The sequence below is a fragment of the Acinetobacter sp. BY419 genome (assembly GCF_019038395.1).
GTDB lineage: Bacteria > Pseudomonadota > Gammaproteobacteria > Pseudomonadales > Moraxellaceae > Acinetobacter.
Genome location: NZ_JAGFXZ010000035.1, coordinates 12,970 through 30,412, shown reverse-complemented (window position 1 = coordinate 30,412; position 17,443 = coordinate 12,970). Strand labels below are relative to the sequence as shown.

Below are 17,443 nucleotides of genomic sequence, written 5' to 3'. Positions count from 1 at the left end.
TTAAAAACTTTCAAAATCCTTGCCGAGCGATATCGTAATCGAGGAAAAAGATTGGGTTTAAGATTCAATTTAATTGCTGGAATCTACAATATTGAAATGAGTAAAAAATGACTTATGAAAGAAGTCTTCTATATGGTTTTTGTTTTCAACCCTTATTTTTATACTTTCCCCAAGGTTGTTTTTAGAAACAATAATGCATCTATTATTTTATTAATTGTTTAAGATTTAAATAGATTCAAGCCTTTAAATTTTTCTATTAATTGTTCTTGTGTTTCACGATGCTTCGGATGTGGAACAATACATTCAATCGGGCAGACATCTACACAGGTCTGATGCTCATAAAAACCGACGCATTCCGTACAACGATTTACATCGATCTCATAGACATTCGCACCCTCGTAAATTGCCTCATTCGGACATTCGGGTAAACACATATCGCAATTGATGCATTTGTCGGTAATCAGCAGTGCCATATTTAACTCGCCTGATAAGCCAGTGAAGATGCCGAAATATCTGCAGTCGAGCTTGGCAGGTTACGAATTAGCAGCGCATATTGCATATCTACATCTGCCGGAACTGGAATCTCGACGATATGACCTGAGCCTTTGGCATCTTCAATCAGATTACCTTTTTTGTCTTTCATTTCGGTTAAAGTAAAGGTGATATTGCCTTGGGTAGTCATCAATTCTAAAGAATCACCGACCACAAAGCGGTTTTTCACATCAATCTTGATGTAATCCCCATTTCGCTCTAATACTTCACCGCAGAAAATTTGATGATCAAAACTGGAAGAGCCATTTTCATAATTTTGATATTCACTATGCACATGACGACGCAAAAAACCTTCGGTATAACCACGATTTGCCAGACCTTCCAGTTGGGTCATGAGTGCTGGATCAAAAGGCTTTCCTGCAAGAGCATCATCAATGGCTTTACGATAAATTTGGGCGGTACGGGCACAATAGAAATAGGATTTGGTTCGACCTTCAATTTTTAGTGAATGCACACCTACTTTGGTTAACCGTTCTACATGCTGGACTGCACGAAGATCTTTGGAATTCATGAAATAAGTGCCATGTTCATCTTCTTCAGCGGCAAACATCTCTTCTTCATTGCGCTGTAACAGGACGGGCTCCTTGAACTGGTGTTGTGCCTGCATATGTGCTTCGTCGGCATCTTTGGAGCAGCAGCCTGAATCCAGATTTTTTAGCGGAATCACATCACCGGTTGCATCTTCCTTGGTATCCAGAACTTTATATTCCCAGCGGCAGGCATTGGTACAGGCACCCTGGTTGGCATCACGTTTGTTCATATAACCCGACAACATGCAACGGCCGGAATAAGCCATGCACAGTGCACCATGCACGAAGACCTCAATCTCCATATCGGGTACTTGCTGTTTGATTTCTGCAATTTCTTCAATTGAAAGTTCACGTGACAAAATTACACGGGTCAGGCCCATGCTTTTCCAGAACTTTACGGTTGCCCAGTTGACGGCATTGGCCTGTACCGACAGGTGAATGTCCATCTGTGGAAAATGTTCACGCACCAGCATAATGAGGCCCGGATCGGACATGATCAGCGCATCCGGTTGCATGGCGACCACAGGTTCCAGATCACGGATAAAATTTTTCAGCTTGGAGTTATGTGGTTGAATATTGACGACGACATAGAATTTCTTGCCAAGGTCATGTGCTTCCTTGATGCCAATTGCGAGATTGTCATGATCAAATTCGTTATTACGAACCCGTAAGCTATAGCGCGGCTGGCCGGCATAGACTGCATCTGCACCATAAGCGAAAGCATAGCGCATATTTTTCAGTGAGCCAGCGGGTGAGAGAAGTTCGGTAACGCGGGTTATGCTCATGATGAAATCGAAAGACATAGAAAAAGTACGGCTTTATTCTAGCTATCTAAAATTTGGATTCAACCTAGTAAATCACTCGGAAATACAGTGTTTGGGTATAAAATCCGGTTTTATTTTAAGTCAGAGGCCTCTATAAAATATCTTAACGATTCAATTATTTTTAGAGTTTTCAAGCGTTTTTAAAATCTGGCAATGATCAATTGTGGTCGGAGTATTACAACTCTTTCTAAGTGTGATCAGTTGCTGTTCGAATATTTGTAATTCTTTAATTTTATTAGAGATATCCTCTAAATGCTGATCAATCAGCTGATTCACTGCACCACATTCCTGCTCCGGATTTTGTTCAAGTTCAATCAGGGTTTCAATCTCTTTTAACGACATGTCCAAGGCACGGCAACGCTTGATAAAAAGCAGTCTTTTTAATGCGTCTCCGCCATAATAGCGATACTGATTACTTGCTCGAAAATTCGGCTGGATAAAGCCTTTTTTCTCATAAAAGCGTATGGTATCGGTGCTTAAACCGGTCTTTCTGGCCATTTCTGAAATTAAATAAACCGACATATACCCCTCATGCTTGACCTTGGAGTTACTCCATAGTTTCTAATAACTATATCGTATTTAGTATAAACAATCATCGGGGAATTATATGGCCTGTAGTTGTAGTCATGAACCTGCACCACCTAAGCCCAATAGCAAATTCAGAACAGCTTTATGGATTGCACTATTCATTAATTTGACATTGTTCATTGTAGAGATAGTGGGTGGGGCTTATGCACATTCATCGGCTTTGTGGGCAGATGCGCTAGATTTCTTTGGAGATGCGGTCAATTACGGGGTTTCTTTGGCGGTACTCGGTGCAAGCCTGTATTGGCGCGCAACAGTTGCGCTCATCAAAGGATTGACCATGGCCGTATTTGGTCTGGTGGTGATTGGCAAAGTGATTTATGCCTATCTTCAAGGCATTCCGCCAGAAGCACTGACGATGGGATTGATAGGGGTGCTAGCCTTGATAGCAAATGTATTTACAGCAGCTATTCTCTACGCCTTCCGTGAAGGTGATTCCAATATGAGATCAGTGTGGCTCTGTAGCCGAAATGATGCAATTGGCAACTTTGCGGTCATCTTGGCAGCCATAGGTGTATTTGGTACAGGCAGCCTTTGGCCGGATATTATAGTTGCTGTGATTATGGCAAGTCTGGGATTGACGGCAGGATATCAGGTGATCAAACAGGCACTGCTAGAACGGGCATCTTCGAAGCAAGTTCAGGTTTAAGGTAAAAAAAAACCGGACTTAAACGTCCGGTTTTTAATTTTAGCAAATCTTATTTTTCAACAAATGCACGTTCAATCACGTAGTCACCCAGAACACCCATTTTAGGAGATTCTTTCAGACCGTGCTGATCAAGTAGTGCAGCAACATCGTCCAGGAATGCCGGGCTACCACACAGCATGGCACGGTCAGTTTCCGGGTTGAAACGTGGCAGACCGATTTTTTCAAACAGCTCACCGGTTTCAATCGCAGTCGTGACACGACCTTGGTTTGGATATTCTTCACGGGTTACGGTTGGGTAATAGATAAGTTTTTCTTTCGCACCAAGTTCCGAGAAGAACTCGTGATTTGGCACTTCATTCAGGATTAAATCTTGATAAGCCAGTTCTGAAATGAAACGGGTACCATGAACGATAATGATTTTCTCAAAACGTTCATAAGTTTCTGGATCTCGGATGGTCGCCAAGAAAGGTGCAAGACCCGTACCTGAGGAAAGAAGGTACAGGTTTTTACCTGGATTCAGGTCATCCAGTACCAATGTACCTGTCGGTTTTTTAGAAATCAGAATGTCATCGCCAACTTTTACTTTTTGTAAAATTGAAGTGAGAGGACCATCAGGCACTTTAATTGAGAAAAACTCTAACTCTTCTTCGTAGTTGGCGCTTGCAATTGAATATGCGCGCATTAACGGCTTGCCATTGACTTCAAGGCCGATCATTACAAACTGACCGTTTTTAAAACGCAAAGCAGTGTCACGAGTCGTTTTAAAAGAGAATAAAGTATCATTCCAGTGGTGGACGTGAGTAATCTTTTCGACGTTAAAAGCAGCCATTAAAGGTCTCAATAAATTATCAAATTAGAACAGGTTGCTATTCTAATCTAAATTCATTCTCGATAAACTGAATATATTTAATTGAGCTTATCAGAAAAAGTGATGACTGAACTTAAATTGCCGATTATTGGTTATATGCAATCACCCTACAAAGAGAAATTTGGCATTCCACGGCAGCCAAATTTGGTTCAGGTCGAAAGTTATATCGAAATGGTCGGCCCTTATAATGATCTGCTGGCCTTTGAAGGAATTGAAGAGTTCAGTCATCTTTGGCTGGTCTGGCAATTTCATGACAATAAAAACCAGCACAACAGCCAGTTTCGTCCACAAGTGCGTCCGCCACGTTTGGGCGGCAACAAGAAAATAGGCGTGTTTGCCACGCGAAGCATGTACCGCCCCTCACCAATTGGTTTATCTGTGGTCAAACTCAAAGAAGTGAGCAAGGTGGGCAAGCATGTTCGGGTATATGTTACGGGGAGTGACTTGCTTGATGGCACACCCATTGTGGATATCAAACCTTATATTCAATATTCGGATGCTATCCTTGAAGCACAAAGTGGTTATGCACAGGATGAGCCACAACGTAAATCGGTAATTTGGCCTGAAGAAGCTGCACAGCAAAAACAGCATTTATTGAAATGTAGGAAAATCTCTCTACAGAATATTCAGGAGCTGGAAGCCGTTTTATCTCTAGATCCAAGACCAGCATATCAGGATGATGAAGAACGGATTTATGGGATGAAGTTTGCTACGGTAGATATCCATTTCAAAGTGCATGCTCAGCAAGTGATAATTACTGCTATCCATCATGCTCCTTCCTAATTTATAGACTCCACCACAATATCCCAATCAAAACTGCCATATGAAGAATTTGTACAGGAGCAAAATACAGGGCAAATTTAAATCCACCAGTTAGGGCAGCATTCACAGATTTGGCCAGTGCATGGGTAGCCAAACCTAGCAGCAAGGCGTAAACAAGATGGAGATTGGAAGGATCTCCCTGAATAACCACACCTGCCATTGCAGCATGAACCTCAAATAGGGAGGCAAGTAAGGTGCCGGCCAATAAGCCGGCATTGCCAAGCCATAATTCAAGTGCATAAATTCCGGCCTGAATCAGCGTTAAAGTCACTGCAATAATGAGAGCTTCTTTCAGGCTGAACATCGGGCTGTCTGCAGATTCCAAATCTTGGACCGGTTTTGCCTTGCGCAATAATAGAAATGCGCAGACGACCAGAATAACCATGGCAACCAGAGAAGGAAGGAGCAGGATTTTAAGCCAGGCCCAAGACACACCTCCCACGACAATAAGCAGCAAGACTAGGGTCGAGACACACGACATCAGTGCAGCCCCGGCATTTGGCTGAGCATCCATTTCGCCCTTGCGCACCTGCAGGCCTAATTGGGCAATGGTTGCAGTACTGGAAACAAAGCCTGAAGCCAGTGAAGAGAGCATGAGGGCATTTTTAGTTGATAAAAAACGTTTAGCAATATGGGCTAAGGCTTGCACCACTAAAATCAGGGTCAGTAATTTTAAGATGACATAGGGATTAAGAACATCTCCCCATAATGGACGGTCAGGAGTGAGCGGCAAACCGATCAGAATCAGCGCAAGTAATAGTAGTCCATCCCTGAATTCGGCTTCCTTAATCCATTTTCCGGCAATATTATGCATGGAGTGTTTGGCCATCAAAATGATGGTTAACAAGACTGCCAGACCCGCAGCCAGCGGAATATTCCAGAGACACATTGCCCCAATAAAATAAGTCATAAGAAAAGCAAGTTCTGTGGTAATTCCCGGGTCTTCAGGCTGATTTCGAAGGGAGAAAATGACTATCCCCCCAATAATCAGTGCACCCGTCAGTCCAATGACCATGCCGAATAAAAAACAGAGTGCACCCATCAAGGCACTGAGAGCAAAGGAGCGTAATCCAGCAAAACTAGGATGGCTTTCACGCTGTTTATGACGTTCCCGGTCCAAGCCTATAAGTAAACCGCAGCCCAGTGCTGCAGCCAAAATGGTCAGAAGGTCCTGAAAAGAGCTGATGCTATTAAGGGGCACTGCGCTAAAATCCATATTCGGCCTCAGCGATTTAAGACGGACTGTTTAAAATATAGGGGATACACTCAAGCTTAAACAAGCAGGAAATGGTTATCTTCCGAAACAATGTGATGGTCTTGCTATTGACCGGAGAAACAGATATCTAGTGGATCGGCTAATGTTGATAGAGCATACGAAGAACTGCAAAAACTTGTTATAGTGGAGTCAAGTTTGGGGACTGATAACAATGAAATTTGACTTTGAAATTGATACGGCATGGTGTTTAGATCAACTCTTTAAAGATGGCAAAATCAGTGAACGCGACCGAATGCTGGTACAGACCACTCATCGGCAACGTGAACACTTAAAATGGCACCCTTTACAGTGGATCGCCAATTTTCATCTGGTCGATCAATCCCATCCTCAAACGACGTTGACCCTGAACCGTTTATGTCAGTGGCTGGCAGAAAAAACCGGATTGATGTTCTATATCATCGACCCGCTCAAGGCAGATGTACAGGCATTGACCAATGCCATGTCACAGGAATATGCACTACGTAACCGTATTCTGGCTGTTGAAATTCAGCCAGATAAAGTCCTGATAGCCACGGATCAGCCTTATAAAACTGAATGGGTGTCGAATCTTGAGCAGAATATTGCCCCGAAAAAAATTGAACGGGTATTGCTAAATCCAGAACAGTTACAGCGCTATATTGTTGAGTATTATCAGGTTAGCCGGGCGGTCAGTGGCTCTCAAAAATCGTCTGCCTATGACCGGGAAAATAAAGGCGTAGAAGCCTTGCTGCAACTGGGGGATTCACAGAATCCGGATGCCAATGATCAGCATATTGTGAAACTGGTGGACTGGGTGCTGCAATTTGCCTTTGAACAGGGCGCCAGTGATATTCACATGGAGCCGCGTAAAGATACTGGCAAGATCCGTTTTCGGATTGATGGTGTACTGCATACAATTTACAACATGCCGGCCAATACACTGACCGCTGTCATTTCCCGGATCAAGATTTTGGGCCGGATGAATGTGGCGGAAAAACGTAAACCACAGGATGGTCGCCTGAAAACCCGGACCCCCAAAGGACAGGAAACAGAACTGCGTCTGTCGACCTTGCCGACAGCTTTTGGTGAAAAACTGGTGATGCGTATTTTCGACCCGGAAGTGCTGGTCAGAAGTTTCCAGCAACTTGGTTTTGAAGGCCATTTGCTGAATGACTGGAACAACCTGACCAGTCATAGTCATGGCATCATTCTGGTCACGGGCCCCACCGGTTCCGGTAAGACCACTACCTTATATTCAACCTTGAAGCAATTGGCGACTGAACAGGTTAACGTCTGTACCATTGAAGATCCGATCGAGATGCTGGAACCCAGCTTTAACCAGATGCAGGTCAATAACGGCATCGATCTGGGTTTTGCTGACGGAGTGCGTGCACTGATGCGTCAGGATCCGGATATTATCATGGTCGGGGAGATTCGCGATCAGGACACTGCCAATATGGCGATTCAGGCGGCACTGACCGGTCACCTGGTTCTATCGACGTTACATACCAATGATGCGCCGTCGAGTCTGGCCCGTCTGCATGATCTGGGTGTACAACCCTTCTTGACAGCCGCCACGATCCTGGGTGTATTGGCACAGCGTCTGGTACGTCAGCTGTGCCCGCACTGCAAGCAGGAAAGCTTCCTGAACGAGCAGGAATGGCAGCATCTGGCAGCAGATTATCCTTTGCATCGGCCGGAATTTGTCTTTAAAGCGGTGGGCTGCGAAGAATGCCGGCACACCGGTTATAAAGGCCGTATCGGGATTTATGAGTTTATGCCCCTGAGCCTCACCGCCAAACAGCTGATTGGTGCTGATGCCAACCTGAATCAATTACGTCAGCAGGCCAAAAAAGAAGGGGTAGAACCGCTCAGAATTGCCGGGGCGCGCAAGATTCTGGAAGGTGTGACCACGCTTGAGGAAGTCCTGAGAGTGGTGCCTTTAAATTAATTTTAAAAATGAAGCAATCTTAAGATTCAATTCATCTTCGGCTGTTTTAATAGCATCATCGAAATAAGGTAAGACTTTAAAGAGGTAACTGCAATGAAAATGATGATAAATACAGTTCTGGCAGCTGCATTGATGGGTTCTATCGCCACAGCTACGGTAGCAAGTAGTGACACCGCTGTGAATCAGGCCGCTTTTGCTCAATCCACCACAGTCAAACAGGCACTGGCCATGAAAGATGACAGCAAGGTCCAGCTTAAAGGTTATATCGTAAAAGCAGTCGGCGATGAAAAATACCAGTTCCGTGACAGCACAGGTACCATTACTGTTGAGATTGATGATGAACTTTGGCAGGGCAAACCGATTTCAGCCAAAACACCGGTAGTCATTACGGGTGAAATTGATATTGATTATAAACCGGCAAAACGGGTTGAAATTGATGTTGAACAGGTTCGTTTCTAATAGCACCTGATTTGCTGAAGTCAATCTGAACACAGCAACAAAAAACCACATGCAAGTTACCAAAAAGCATGTGGTTTTTTTGAGTCTGCTGCTTTTTCAGGGCAAGATAGAACAAGGAAGCAAGTGGAGCACAGTATGCGTATTCTTTTGGCGGAAGATGACCAGTCACAGGCAGACAGTATCCAGACCTGGCTGGAAATGGATGGTTATGTCATTGACCGGGTTGAGCGCGGTGATCATGCCATTCTGGCCATTGAGCAGCATCAATATGATTGTATCCTGCTGGACCGTGGTCTGCCAAATGCAACCGGAGACGAGATTCTGAAAAGTTTGCGTAACCGACAGCAAGATACACCGGTGATTTTTATCACTGCCAAAGACAGTATTGATGACCGGGTCGAGGGACTGGATTTGGGTGCCAATGATTATCTGGTCAAGCCGTTTAGCCTGGAAGAGCTTTCCGCACGGGTACGTGCCCAGCTCAGACAGAAACAGCAAACACCCACTCATATCTTGCAATGGCAGGATCTCAGTCTGGACACACAAGCCAAAACCCTGACTAAAGCAGGTCAATCGGTCAATCTCACTGCGAAAGAATTTCAGATTTTATACAAGTTGATGCAGCAGCCTGAACATATTGTCACCCGTGAGCAGCTCGAAGAATCGCTGTATGCCTGGGGTGATGAAATTGAAAGTAATGCCATAGAAGTGTTTATCTATCAGCTACGTAAGAAAATCGGCAGCCAGATGATTAAAACCATTCGTGGTCTGGGCTATCGCATGCATAAAGCTGAGGTCTGAACCATGTCGGCTGCAATTTCACTGCAAACCCGGCTAATCAAGCATGCACTGTTCAGTTCCATAGTGGCCGGAGTATTGGCCTGGCTGTTATTGCTGGGAGTTTCCAGTTATCAGGCCAATCAGCTGCACGATGAGTTAATGGAGCAGATTTCTGAGCTGCTGCTTGGTGATATCACTCAGGCCAAAGACACCCAGGTCGATGAACTGAGTGAACAGTTTGATATCCAGTATGCCTTGTTGCTGGACGAGCAGGTACTTACTACTTCGGTTGATGATGAGCTGATCAATGCCATTCCCATGACACAGAACAATGGCTTTCAGTTCGCTTATGAAAATGGCCGTTTTATCCGTATCCTGAATGCAGAAGATGACGGCTTGAAGGTGAAAATCGTACAGCCGCTTTCAGTACGCTTCAATGAGCTCTGGCAAACCACGCTGGGCTTTGCCGGGATTTTATGCATTCTATGGCTTGTGCAATGGCTGATTCTGCGGGTTGCGATCAGACGCCAGCTAAGACCGTTAAACAAGATTTCTCGTGAAATTGGTTCCAAAACTGCCCAAGATCTGACTCCTATCAGAACGCCTGATCCTGAAATCACTGAACTGCAACCGATTGTACGCCAGCTGAATGCCATGCTCGTCCGACTGGAAAAATCGCTGGCTGCCGAACAGCGTTTCACTGCAGATGCCTCGCATGAGCTGCGTTCGCCACTGTCTGCTATACAGATGCGTTTACAGGTTCTGAAACGTCAATATCAGCATGATGCACAACTCCCTCAAGCCTTGCAGCTGATTCAAAATGATGTCAATCGCGGCACGCAGGTGCTGGAAAATTTGCTCTTGCTGGCACGACTCGATCCGGAGCGGATAGAACAATTACCCATGCAATCCGTCAATCTCAAAGTTCTGGTTCAGGAGGTTTTGCAGGCATTGCAGCCTTTTGCAGAGGAAAAGAACATTCACTGGAATCTCAACCTTGAGGATGCCGTGATCGACGCGAATCCGGAACTAATTTTTAGCTGTATTCGCAATCTGGTAGATAATGCCATCCGTTATACACCACCGCAGGGACAGATTGAGATCCGGACGGTTATTCAGCAACATCAGATTCAGTTGCTGATTGAAAACTCAGGAGAGGGGATTTCTGGTGATGTGCTGGAGCGTTTAGGTGAACGTTTTTATCGGGCTTTGGGTACGCGAACTCAGGGTTCAGGTTTAGGTCTGTCCATTTGCCGGAAAATTATGGCCCTGCATGCGGGTGAAATTGATTTTGCGCCGTCGGACTTGGGTGGACTTAAAGTGTCATTGAGTTTTAAACATACATCCCAATGAGATGAGAGATGAAAAACTAAAAGCAGTATGCGCTGATTCATACTGCTGCTTCCCACGTTTGTTGTTTTTAAACTGTGCTCATTATTTGGTCAGAATAAGACGGTTGTTTCGGGTCAGACGTAAACGGTATTCTTCACCGGCATGCATGATCCGGATTTCACGACCCAGTGCAAACAGATTGTTGGAGTGCAGCATTGGCAAAGCATGATGAGTATCGTTATTACGGGTAAATAGGCTAAATGGGGCGTTCATTCCGTCGACTCCGTGGTGTAGTTTGGATTGATTTAAATGATAATCATTATCGAGTAGGTCTGTCAACGAAATATTGAGCAATTTATAAAAAACTCTAATTTGCTTACAATCTGTAAAACTTCAATGGTTCCTTAAGTCATGACTAAAGCTACGATTCATGTCGCAATTGCTCTTTTATTTTATCAAAATCAGGTTCTTGTCGGGTGGCGTGAAGCCACGCAGCATCAGGGCAATAAATATGAATTTCCAGGCGGAAAAGTTGAACAGGGTGAATTGCCAGTCGAAGCATGCCGCCGCGAAGTGATTGAAGAGGTAGGCATTGATATTGAACGCTGGCATGCTTCTGATTTTATCTCACATGAATATGAAGATCTCATCGTCAATTTGCATATTTTTCATGCTTCAGTACAGCCTGCACAACTGACTGAAATCAAACAGTCCTGGCGCTGGTACAGCCGGGAAGAACTTGGACAGCTGAATTTTCCAAAAGCCAATCATTCCATGATTCAAAAGCTGCAATGGCCACAGCGCATCAAAATCTCTGAAGATCTAGATATTTTACAGAGTCTGGATCCAGAGCAAATGCTGTATTGGCGTGTGGAAGCAACGCCTGAAAGAATCATGCAATTACAGCAGTATCCGGTAGATCAGCTCTCCAGGTTAATCATTAATCTGCAACTGTGGTCACAACTGAATGAGTTGCAGCAGCAAACCATTCGCACGATTCATCTTAAACAAACGCAACTGATGGACTTGAAACAAGGCGAACTCAAATCTGGCTATCGTTATCTGGCTGCTTGCCATGATCTGCGAGCTTTAATGCATGCAGAACAGATTGGTTGTGAAGCTGCTTTACTCAGTCCGGTACTGGCAACTGCGACGCATCCAGACACAGCTGCGCTAGGCTGGGAACAATTCAAGCAAATGGCAGAGCAGGTACAGATTCCAGTTTTTGCATTAGGCGGGATGAAGGCTGAAGAACTCCATTATGCAAAAAACCAGCATGCTTATGGCATTGCCGGCATTCGCTATGTGTGAACACTTTATTTAAAAAAAGCTTTCTGCTGGTAAGTCAGTTTCCACAGGAAATGATCTTAAAGCTTTTTCAGGACCTGTTGGGCTTGCTGAATCGCTTTAGTATTTTTCTGCTGCTGAGCAGCTTTGAGTCGGACTTGCCACAGCTGTTTTTTCATGGCACTGGATTGCGCATAGCTCAGGCCACGTAAGGCAAAGGCATCGGCACGTGCCGGCTGGTTTTTACGGTTGGCAATCATGCCCAAATATAAGTACGTTTCCGGTGCCTGAGGTGCCAGACGCTGCGCCTGCATGACAGTGGATTCAGCTTGGGCAAACTGCTGCTTGGCATAGGCCTGCTGGGTTTGCTGCATTAGCTGCTTGAATGCCGGCAGATTACGACCATCATCAAACTTTTTGCTTTTCGGTTTCTGTTCAGGAATGACAATTTTCTGGCGTTTGATATCAGGCCGGTCATAAGGTGTAATCACAACGCCATCCGGTGTCTGAGCTTTCGGTTTTTCCGTCGCAGGCTTAGGCGGGATTGGCTTTTCTGGCTCAGGCATACTTTGGCAGCCCACCAGACTGAGGATGAGCAAACCAGGGAGGATTTTTCTTAACATAAACATAGACTCAATTATTGGCTATAACTTCCACTGGCGATAATACGGGTTTCACTCTCAAGATCACGTTCAATTTCTGTTTCACTTTCTTGTATATAACGACCGATATCATCCTGTTCTGCATCAGATGGGGCAGGCTCGGAGTTAATATCATAAGGTTCCGTTGCATAATGCGAGATGCCGCAGGCAGTTGCCTGATTTGGCAGGGCATGACGCGAAATCGGGATATACATGGCGCCTTCACAGCCTTGGGCTGATAAACGGCCGGTATAACGATCCAGCCAATGCCATTCGATTTCATTCGGCTGAGGTAGATTCACCGGTTTCTGGTGTAGCTGTTTCATGACATTGGTCCAAACCGGGAGCGCTCCCGAAGAACCGGTTAAGCCAGTGGCTTTGTTGTCATCCAGACCCAGCCAGACCACAGTCATATACTTACCTGAATATCCGGCAAACCATGAGTCACGAGTGTCATTGGTGGTACCGGATTTACCGGCAAGATTCAGACTGCGTGGCAAGCTGTTATACGCTGCACGGCCTGTACCATTCGACATCACCTGTTGTAAGCCATAATTCAGGGCATAAGCGGAAGCAGGGTCAATGGTCGGTTGTACACTCAGGCTATAACGATCCAGAGATCGGCCATTGGCATCTACAACAGAACGAATCGCTTTGGTTGGGTATTGAAAACCGCCTGTCGCGAAGTTGCCATAAATATTCATTACTTCCATTGGCGACATATCTACTGCACCCAAATAAATCGATGGATAAGATGGAATTTCGGAAGTGACACCAAATTTTTTCAGATGATTAATAAAAGTGGACAGGCCAAATTCCTGACCTAAACGAACGGTCGACAGGTTATAAGACTGTGATAGCGCCTGTATCATCGGAACTGTGCCATGCTCACGGCCACTATAATTTTTGGGGGTCCAGTTTTTGCCGTCACTCTTGATACTGATTGCACTGTCTTCAATCGGGCTGGCCCAATTATAACGATTGGACTCCAGTGCGGTCAGGAAAATGACCGGTTTTAATAGCGAACCGACCTGACGTCTGGCATCAACTGTACGGTTAAAACCGGTGAAATCCTGAGTCGAACCTACGGCTGCTATGAGTTCTCCATTTTCAGGATGTGAAACCAGTACTGCACCCTGTAAATCCTTCAGGCGACCCGGATTGGATTTGCTTAAACGCGCCACAGTATCTTTAAAACTGTCCTGGATTCGGGTTTGAGCCAAGGGATCTAAAGTGGTGAAAATTCGCAAACCCTGATTGGTCAGATCGGTTTCCTGATAGTCAGTACGTAATTGACGACGCACGATATCCAGAAAATCCGGGAAGCGGGCAGGACCTAAAGTCGGTTTGGAAATAACATTCAGTGGGCGTGCAATTTCTTTTTCATATTGTTCCTGAGTCAGATAGCCCATCACCAACATATTATTCAGGACGATATCACGGCGTTTTTTTGCACTTTCAGGATTGCGCCATGGGTTATACAGGCTTGGACCCTGAACCAGACCCACCAAGAACGCCTGTTGGGAAATATTCAGTTCACGTAGTGGCAAGCCAAAATAAAACTGCGATGCCAGACCATAACCATTAATAGAATAGTTGCCATTTTGGCCCAGATTTACCTCATTCAGATAAGCTTCCAGAATTTCATTCTTGTCATAATGCAATTCAATCAGCATTGCCATAAAGGCTTCATTCAATTTACGTTTTAAGGTACGTTCAGGGGTCAAATAGAAATTTTTAACCAGTTGCTGGGTCAAGGTCGAGCCGCCCTGACGTTTACCACCGGTAATATTGCTGACCACGGCACGTGCAATACCACGTGGTGAAACTCCATGATGCTCATAGAATTTACGGTCTTCAGTCGCGATCAGCGCTTCGATCAATGGTTTAGGCACTTTATTCAGCTTGATCAGCACCCGGTCTTCGTTATGCTGCGGATAGATCCCGCCAATCAATAACGGCTCTAAACGGGCTATGCCACTTGAAGACGGCTTGGTCGCGCTGACTTCTGCAATCTGTTCACCACTAAAACTGACTTTTAATATCTGTTCCGGTTCAACCCGGTCACCAAAATCAAAGCCGCGCGTATGTACATACAGGGTATTACCCGTTGTAACAAAATTGCCTGATTTAGTATAACTATCCGAGTTTTTATAACCGAGTAATTTTAATTCTTGTTGGAAATCCTGCTGGCTGACTGGGGCATTGACGTACACTTCCATCGGACGTGCGAAGACCTTGGCCGGAATATCCCAGCGTTGCCCTTCAAACTTGTCGCGTACAATATTATCTAATCTAATCAGATAGATACTGAATGCAACAAAGATAGAAATGACGATAACAGAAAAAATTAAGGCAAGAAACCCCATGCCACGTTCAGATTTCATAAATACTTATAAGATCCTGTGAAATTGTGCTAATCATGCGAAGCTTTTCGTAATTTTGCAATATTTAATCAAGAAATGCGCTTAAAATTAAAATGAAACCTCACAATTTCTCCTTAATTTAAATATATCTCAAATAATTTCATACGCATGAAGCGCTGTTATAAATTGTCATCCAGGTATTGCTTAATGTTATGATATCCAAGATTCGTAGCGGAGCGACGACACTGGTGCAAATTTCCCATAAGACCTTTCGAAATATCGGGTTAATAGGACGCCCTGATAAATCGTCGGTGGTTGAAACCTTATGCCTTATTCACGATCATCTTCTTAATTTAGGCTTACATCCAGTTTTTGATGCAGCGACAGCTGAACTTGTTCCCTATCAAAATACCCAAACCGTCAGCCGTGCCTTATTGGGTGAAGTGGTGGATCTGGTCATTGTCGTGGGTGGTGACGGTTCGCTGTTACATGCAGCACGTGCATTGGTAAAGTACAATACGCCAGTGATCGGTGTTAACCGCGGTCGTCTGGGGTTTTTAACTGACATCAAGCCGACCGAAGTGATCTTTAAGCTGGATCAGGTATTAAAGGGTGACTTTCAGACCGAGCGCCGTTTTTTACTTGAAGTCGAAATTCGCTCCAAAGGCGAAGTGATTTATGATGCGATTGCCCTGAACGATGTGGTGCTTCATTCAGGTAAATCGGTGCATATGATCGATTTTGAACTGAATATTGACGGACAATATGTCTATCGTCAGCACAGTGATGGCTTGATTGTATCTACGCCTACCGGTTCTACGGCTTATGCACTTTCTGGTGGCGGCCCGATCGTACATCCAAGTATGGATGCGATTGCCCTGGTACCCATGCATCCGCATACTTTGTCTTCACGCCCGATTGTGGTCGGTGGACACAGTGAAATTAAATTACTGATTCGTGAAAATCGCGTACTGCCGATGGTCAGTGCGGATGGACAACACAGTGTGTCTTTGAATGTTGGCGATAGCGTCCATATTCGCAAGCATCCCTTTAAACTGAATCTTCTGCATCCACCTGGCTATGACTTTTATAATGCCTGTCGAACCAAACTGGGGTGGAATCAGGACTTTGATTATTTTAAGCAGGATTAAATCATGAATATTGAACAAATGCTTGCCGTACTCAATCCTGAGATTGTTGAACGCCTAAGAACAGCAATTGAAATTGGAAAGTGGCCAAACGGTGTAGCCCTAACTCAGGAACAGCGCCAGACCTGCATGCAGGCAGTCTATGCCTGGGAAATGAAAAACCTGCCTGAAAATGAACGCAGCGGTTATATCGATCGCGGTACTAAAGAAGAAGGTGAGGAATGTGATGATGATCATCACAAGAATGAACCTGAATTCACGCCAATCCGTTTTGTCTAAGCACTGACTTCGAGTCAGTCGCTAGATATTTAAAAAGGCATTTTTCAATGAATGAATAATGCCTTTTTCTTTATATTCAAAATATTAAACCAGGTGGCGATTCGCCCATAAGGCTTGGGCTTTCTGCATCGCAGCTTCAAAACTGTCACAAATACCCATGGTATAAAGCGCAATGCCCATGGTTTCCGTAACTGCAATCTCGCCATATTCATGGCTTTGCTGACCGTCCCAGACAGCCTTAAATAGGGCCAGATTCAGTTCTTCCTCAACCGGGCTACGGTTATCAGTCAGTTTTGGCAGTTCATGCTCATACAGCTCGCCATTTTTAATACCACAGATCAAGGTTTTGGCATCCGGATTACGCTCAAATTCGCCACCTTCGCCTTTAATCACCGCACTATTTTTATAGCCCAAGCGGAAAGCCGCCTGTTGATGCGAACCCCGATAAGCCGGATGGAAAATTGCTTGCAGCGTCGCTCTGGCATTAAACGGGTTAATCAAACGGGCCAACGTATGAATCGGGGAACGTAGTCCCATGACATTACGCAGTGCAATTAAGTCCGCCAGAATGGGAGAAATCACGTCGAGCGGGATATAAGCAAAATGCTGTTGTTGTAGTCGCTGTTCAACTTCGGCATCATTTTGACAGATTGGATAGCCTAAGTAAGTCAGCACCTGTTCGGTGTAAATGCGGTTCATGGTATGGCCAGAGGCACCATGCATCACAATATTATAACCATGCTTGGCTAGCGTCAGTGCTGCCAGAATAAACCATGGATAATGCTTGCGCTTGCCAGCATAGGAAGACCAGTCCAGATCGACATCCAGTGTTTTGAAATTCAGCTGATCACGGGTTGCTTGGACAAAGCCTGCTAATTCATCGACGGATTCTTCCTTGACACGTAATAACATCAAGAAAGCACCTAACTGCACATCGAGCACTTCATTTTTCAAAATCATGCTAAAGGCTTGATAGGCTTCATCATAGTTGAGGGAGCGGGCGCCATTTTTTCCCTTGCCAATAATACGGATAAACTGGGCAAAAGGATGTTCAGCATCTTTATAAATATTTCGCTTTGTGTTCATACAGATAGATCAATCATATTCATCAAGTATTGGCATACTTTACGCTGATA

18 protein-coding genes and 1 pseudogene are annotated in these 17,443 nt (G+C 44.7%); 10 read left to right on the top strand and 9 right to left on the bottom strand.

The features are described from left to right. Nucleotides 1–111, top strand: a pseudogene (locus KUG37_RS12400) (IS5/IS1182 family transposase); the annotation flags it as partial. Nucleotides 112–218: 107 nt separating this feature from the next. Here KUG37_RS12400 and KUG37_RS12395 read toward each other — a convergent pair. The 3 genes from KUG37_RS12395 to KUG37_RS12385 all read right to left on the bottom strand — a co-directional run bounded on the left by KUG37_RS12395 (nt 219) and on the right by KUG37_RS12385 (nt 2,428). Continuing rightward, nucleotides 219–473, bottom strand: coding sequence for a YfhL family 4Fe-4S dicluster ferredoxin (locus KUG37_RS12395; RefSeq protein WP_216937064.1), 255 nt, complete (start codon nt 471–473; stop codon nt 219–221). A gap of 2 nt (nt 474–475) precedes the next feature. After that, complete coding sequence (yegQ, locus tag KUG37_RS12390; protein WP_216937063.1) at nt 476–1,885, bottom strand: tRNA 5-hydroxyuridine modification protein YegQ; 1,410 nt, start codon at nt 1,883–1,885, stop codon at nt 476–478. Between the two features lie 132 nt (nt 1,886–2,017). Beyond that, nucleotides 2,018–2,428: a Cd(II)/Pb(II)-responsive transcriptional regulator gene (locus KUG37_RS12385; protein WP_216937062.1), complete on the bottom strand. Its 411-nt coding sequence runs from the start codon at nt 2,426–2,428 to the stop codon at nt 2,018–2,020. Between the two features lie 85 nt (nt 2,429–2,513). Between KUG37_RS12385 and KUG37_RS12380 the strand changes: the two genes are divergently transcribed. Next, nucleotides 2,514–3,140 (top strand): cation transporter, encoded by a 627-nt coding sequence (locus KUG37_RS12380; RefSeq protein WP_216937061.1) that lies wholly within the window; start codon nt 2,514–2,516, stop codon nt 3,138–3,140. A 49-nt stretch (nt 3,141–3,189) separates the two neighbouring features. Here KUG37_RS12380 and KUG37_RS12375 read toward each other — a convergent pair whose 3' ends face one another. Further along, on the bottom strand, nt 3,190–3,969 hold the full coding sequence (locus KUG37_RS12375; protein ID WP_216937060.1) for a ferredoxin--NADP reductase: 780 nt from the start codon (nt 3,967–3,969) through the stop codon (nt 3,190–3,192). Nucleotides 3,970–4,071: 102 nt separating this feature from the next. On the opposite strand from KUG37_RS12375, the gene tsaA reads away from it, so the two are divergent. After that, the gene (gene tsaA, locus KUG37_RS12370; protein WP_216937059.1) at nt 4,072–4,791 is read left to right on the top strand and encodes a tRNA (N6-threonylcarbamoyladenosine(37)-N6)-methyltransferase TrmO; all 720 of its coding nucleotides are present in this window, start codon (nt 4,072–4,074) and stop codon (nt 4,789–4,791) included. 1 nt (nt 4,792) lies between these two features. Here tsaA and KUG37_RS12365 read toward each other — a convergent pair whose 3' ends face one another. Beyond that, nucleotides 4,793–6,046, bottom strand: coding sequence for an MgtC/SapB family protein (locus KUG37_RS12365; protein WP_216937058.1), 1,254 nt, complete (start codon nt 6,044–6,046; stop codon nt 4,793–4,795). Between the two features lie 211 nt (nt 6,047–6,257). Between KUG37_RS12365 and KUG37_RS12360 the strand changes: the two genes are divergently transcribed. From KUG37_RS12360 to KUG37_RS12345, 4 genes are all read left to right on the top strand, one after another. Beyond that, entirely contained in the window at nt 6,258–8,015 is a 1,758-nt protein-coding gene (locus tag KUG37_RS12360) for a GspE/PulE family protein (RefSeq protein WP_216937057.1), read from the top strand. Between the two features lie 93 nt (nt 8,016–8,108). Continuing rightward, nucleotides 8,109–8,474: a NirD/YgiW/YdeI family stress tolerance protein gene (locus tag KUG37_RS12355; RefSeq protein ID WP_216937056.1), complete on the top strand. Its 366-nt coding sequence runs from the start codon at nt 8,109–8,111 to the stop codon at nt 8,472–8,474. 135 nt (nt 8,475–8,609) lie between these two features. Further along, nucleotides 8,610–9,275 (top strand): response regulator transcription factor, encoded by a 666-nt coding sequence (locus KUG37_RS12350; protein WP_216937055.1) that lies wholly within the window; start codon nt 8,610–8,612, stop codon nt 9,273–9,275. Between the two features lie 3 nt (nt 9,276–9,278). Beyond that, nucleotides 9,279–10,607 carry a HAMP domain-containing sensor histidine kinase gene (locus KUG37_RS12345; protein ID WP_216937054.1) on the top strand — a complete coding sequence of 443 codons (1,329 nt, stop codon included), beginning with the start codon at nt 9,279–9,281 and terminating at the stop codon, nt 10,605–10,607. Between the two features lie 81 nt (nt 10,608–10,688). Here the strand turns inward: KUG37_RS12345 and hemP are convergent, their stop codons facing one another. Beyond that, a complete protein-coding gene (hemP, locus tag KUG37_RS12340; RefSeq protein ID WP_004645578.1) occupies nt 10,689–10,859 on the bottom strand; it encodes a hemin uptake protein HemP in 171 nt (56 codons plus the stop codon). 138 nt (nt 10,860–10,997) lie between these two features. Between hemP and KUG37_RS12335 the strand changes: the two genes are divergently transcribed. Continuing rightward, nucleotides 10,998–11,897: an NUDIX domain-containing protein gene (locus tag KUG37_RS12335; protein ID WP_216937053.1), complete on the top strand. Its 900-nt coding sequence runs from the start codon at nt 10,998–11,000 to the stop codon at nt 11,895–11,897. A gap of 56 nt (nt 11,898–11,953) precedes the next feature. Here the strand turns inward: KUG37_RS12335 and KUG37_RS12330 are convergent, their stop codons facing one another. Together KUG37_RS12330 and mrcB are read right to left on the bottom strand one after the other, a co-directional pair. Next, entirely contained in the window at nt 11,954–12,496 is a 543-nt protein-coding gene (locus tag KUG37_RS12330; RefSeq protein WP_216937052.1) for a tetratricopeptide repeat protein, read from the bottom strand. A gap of 14 nt (nt 12,497–12,510) precedes the next feature. Then, nucleotides 12,511–14,901: a penicillin-binding protein 1B gene (mrcB, locus tag KUG37_RS12325; protein ID WP_216937051.1), complete on the bottom strand. Its 2,391-nt coding sequence runs from the start codon at nt 14,899–14,901 to the stop codon at nt 12,511–12,513. A gap of 191 nt (nt 14,902–15,092) precedes the next feature. Between mrcB and KUG37_RS12320 the strand changes: the two genes are divergently transcribed. Continuing rightward, nucleotides 15,093–16,031 (top strand): NAD(+) kinase, encoded by a 939-nt coding sequence (locus tag KUG37_RS12320; protein WP_180086143.1) that lies wholly within the window; start codon nt 15,093–15,095, stop codon nt 16,029–16,031. A gap of 3 nt (nt 16,032–16,034) precedes the next feature. Beyond that, nucleotides 16,035–16,307 carry a YeaC family protein gene (locus KUG37_RS12315; protein ID WP_216937049.1) on the top strand — a complete coding sequence of 91 codons (273 nt, stop codon included), beginning with the start codon at nt 16,035–16,037 and terminating at the stop codon, nt 16,305–16,307. Nucleotides 16,308–16,391: 84 nt separating this feature from the next. Here the strand turns inward: KUG37_RS12315 and KUG37_RS12310 are convergent, their stop codons facing one another. After that, on the bottom strand, nt 16,392–17,393 hold the full coding sequence (locus KUG37_RS12310) for a glycosyl transferase family protein (protein WP_216937048.1): 1,002 nt from the start codon (nt 17,391–17,393) through the stop codon (nt 16,392–16,394). Nucleotides 17,394–17,443 lie beyond the last annotated feature (50 nt).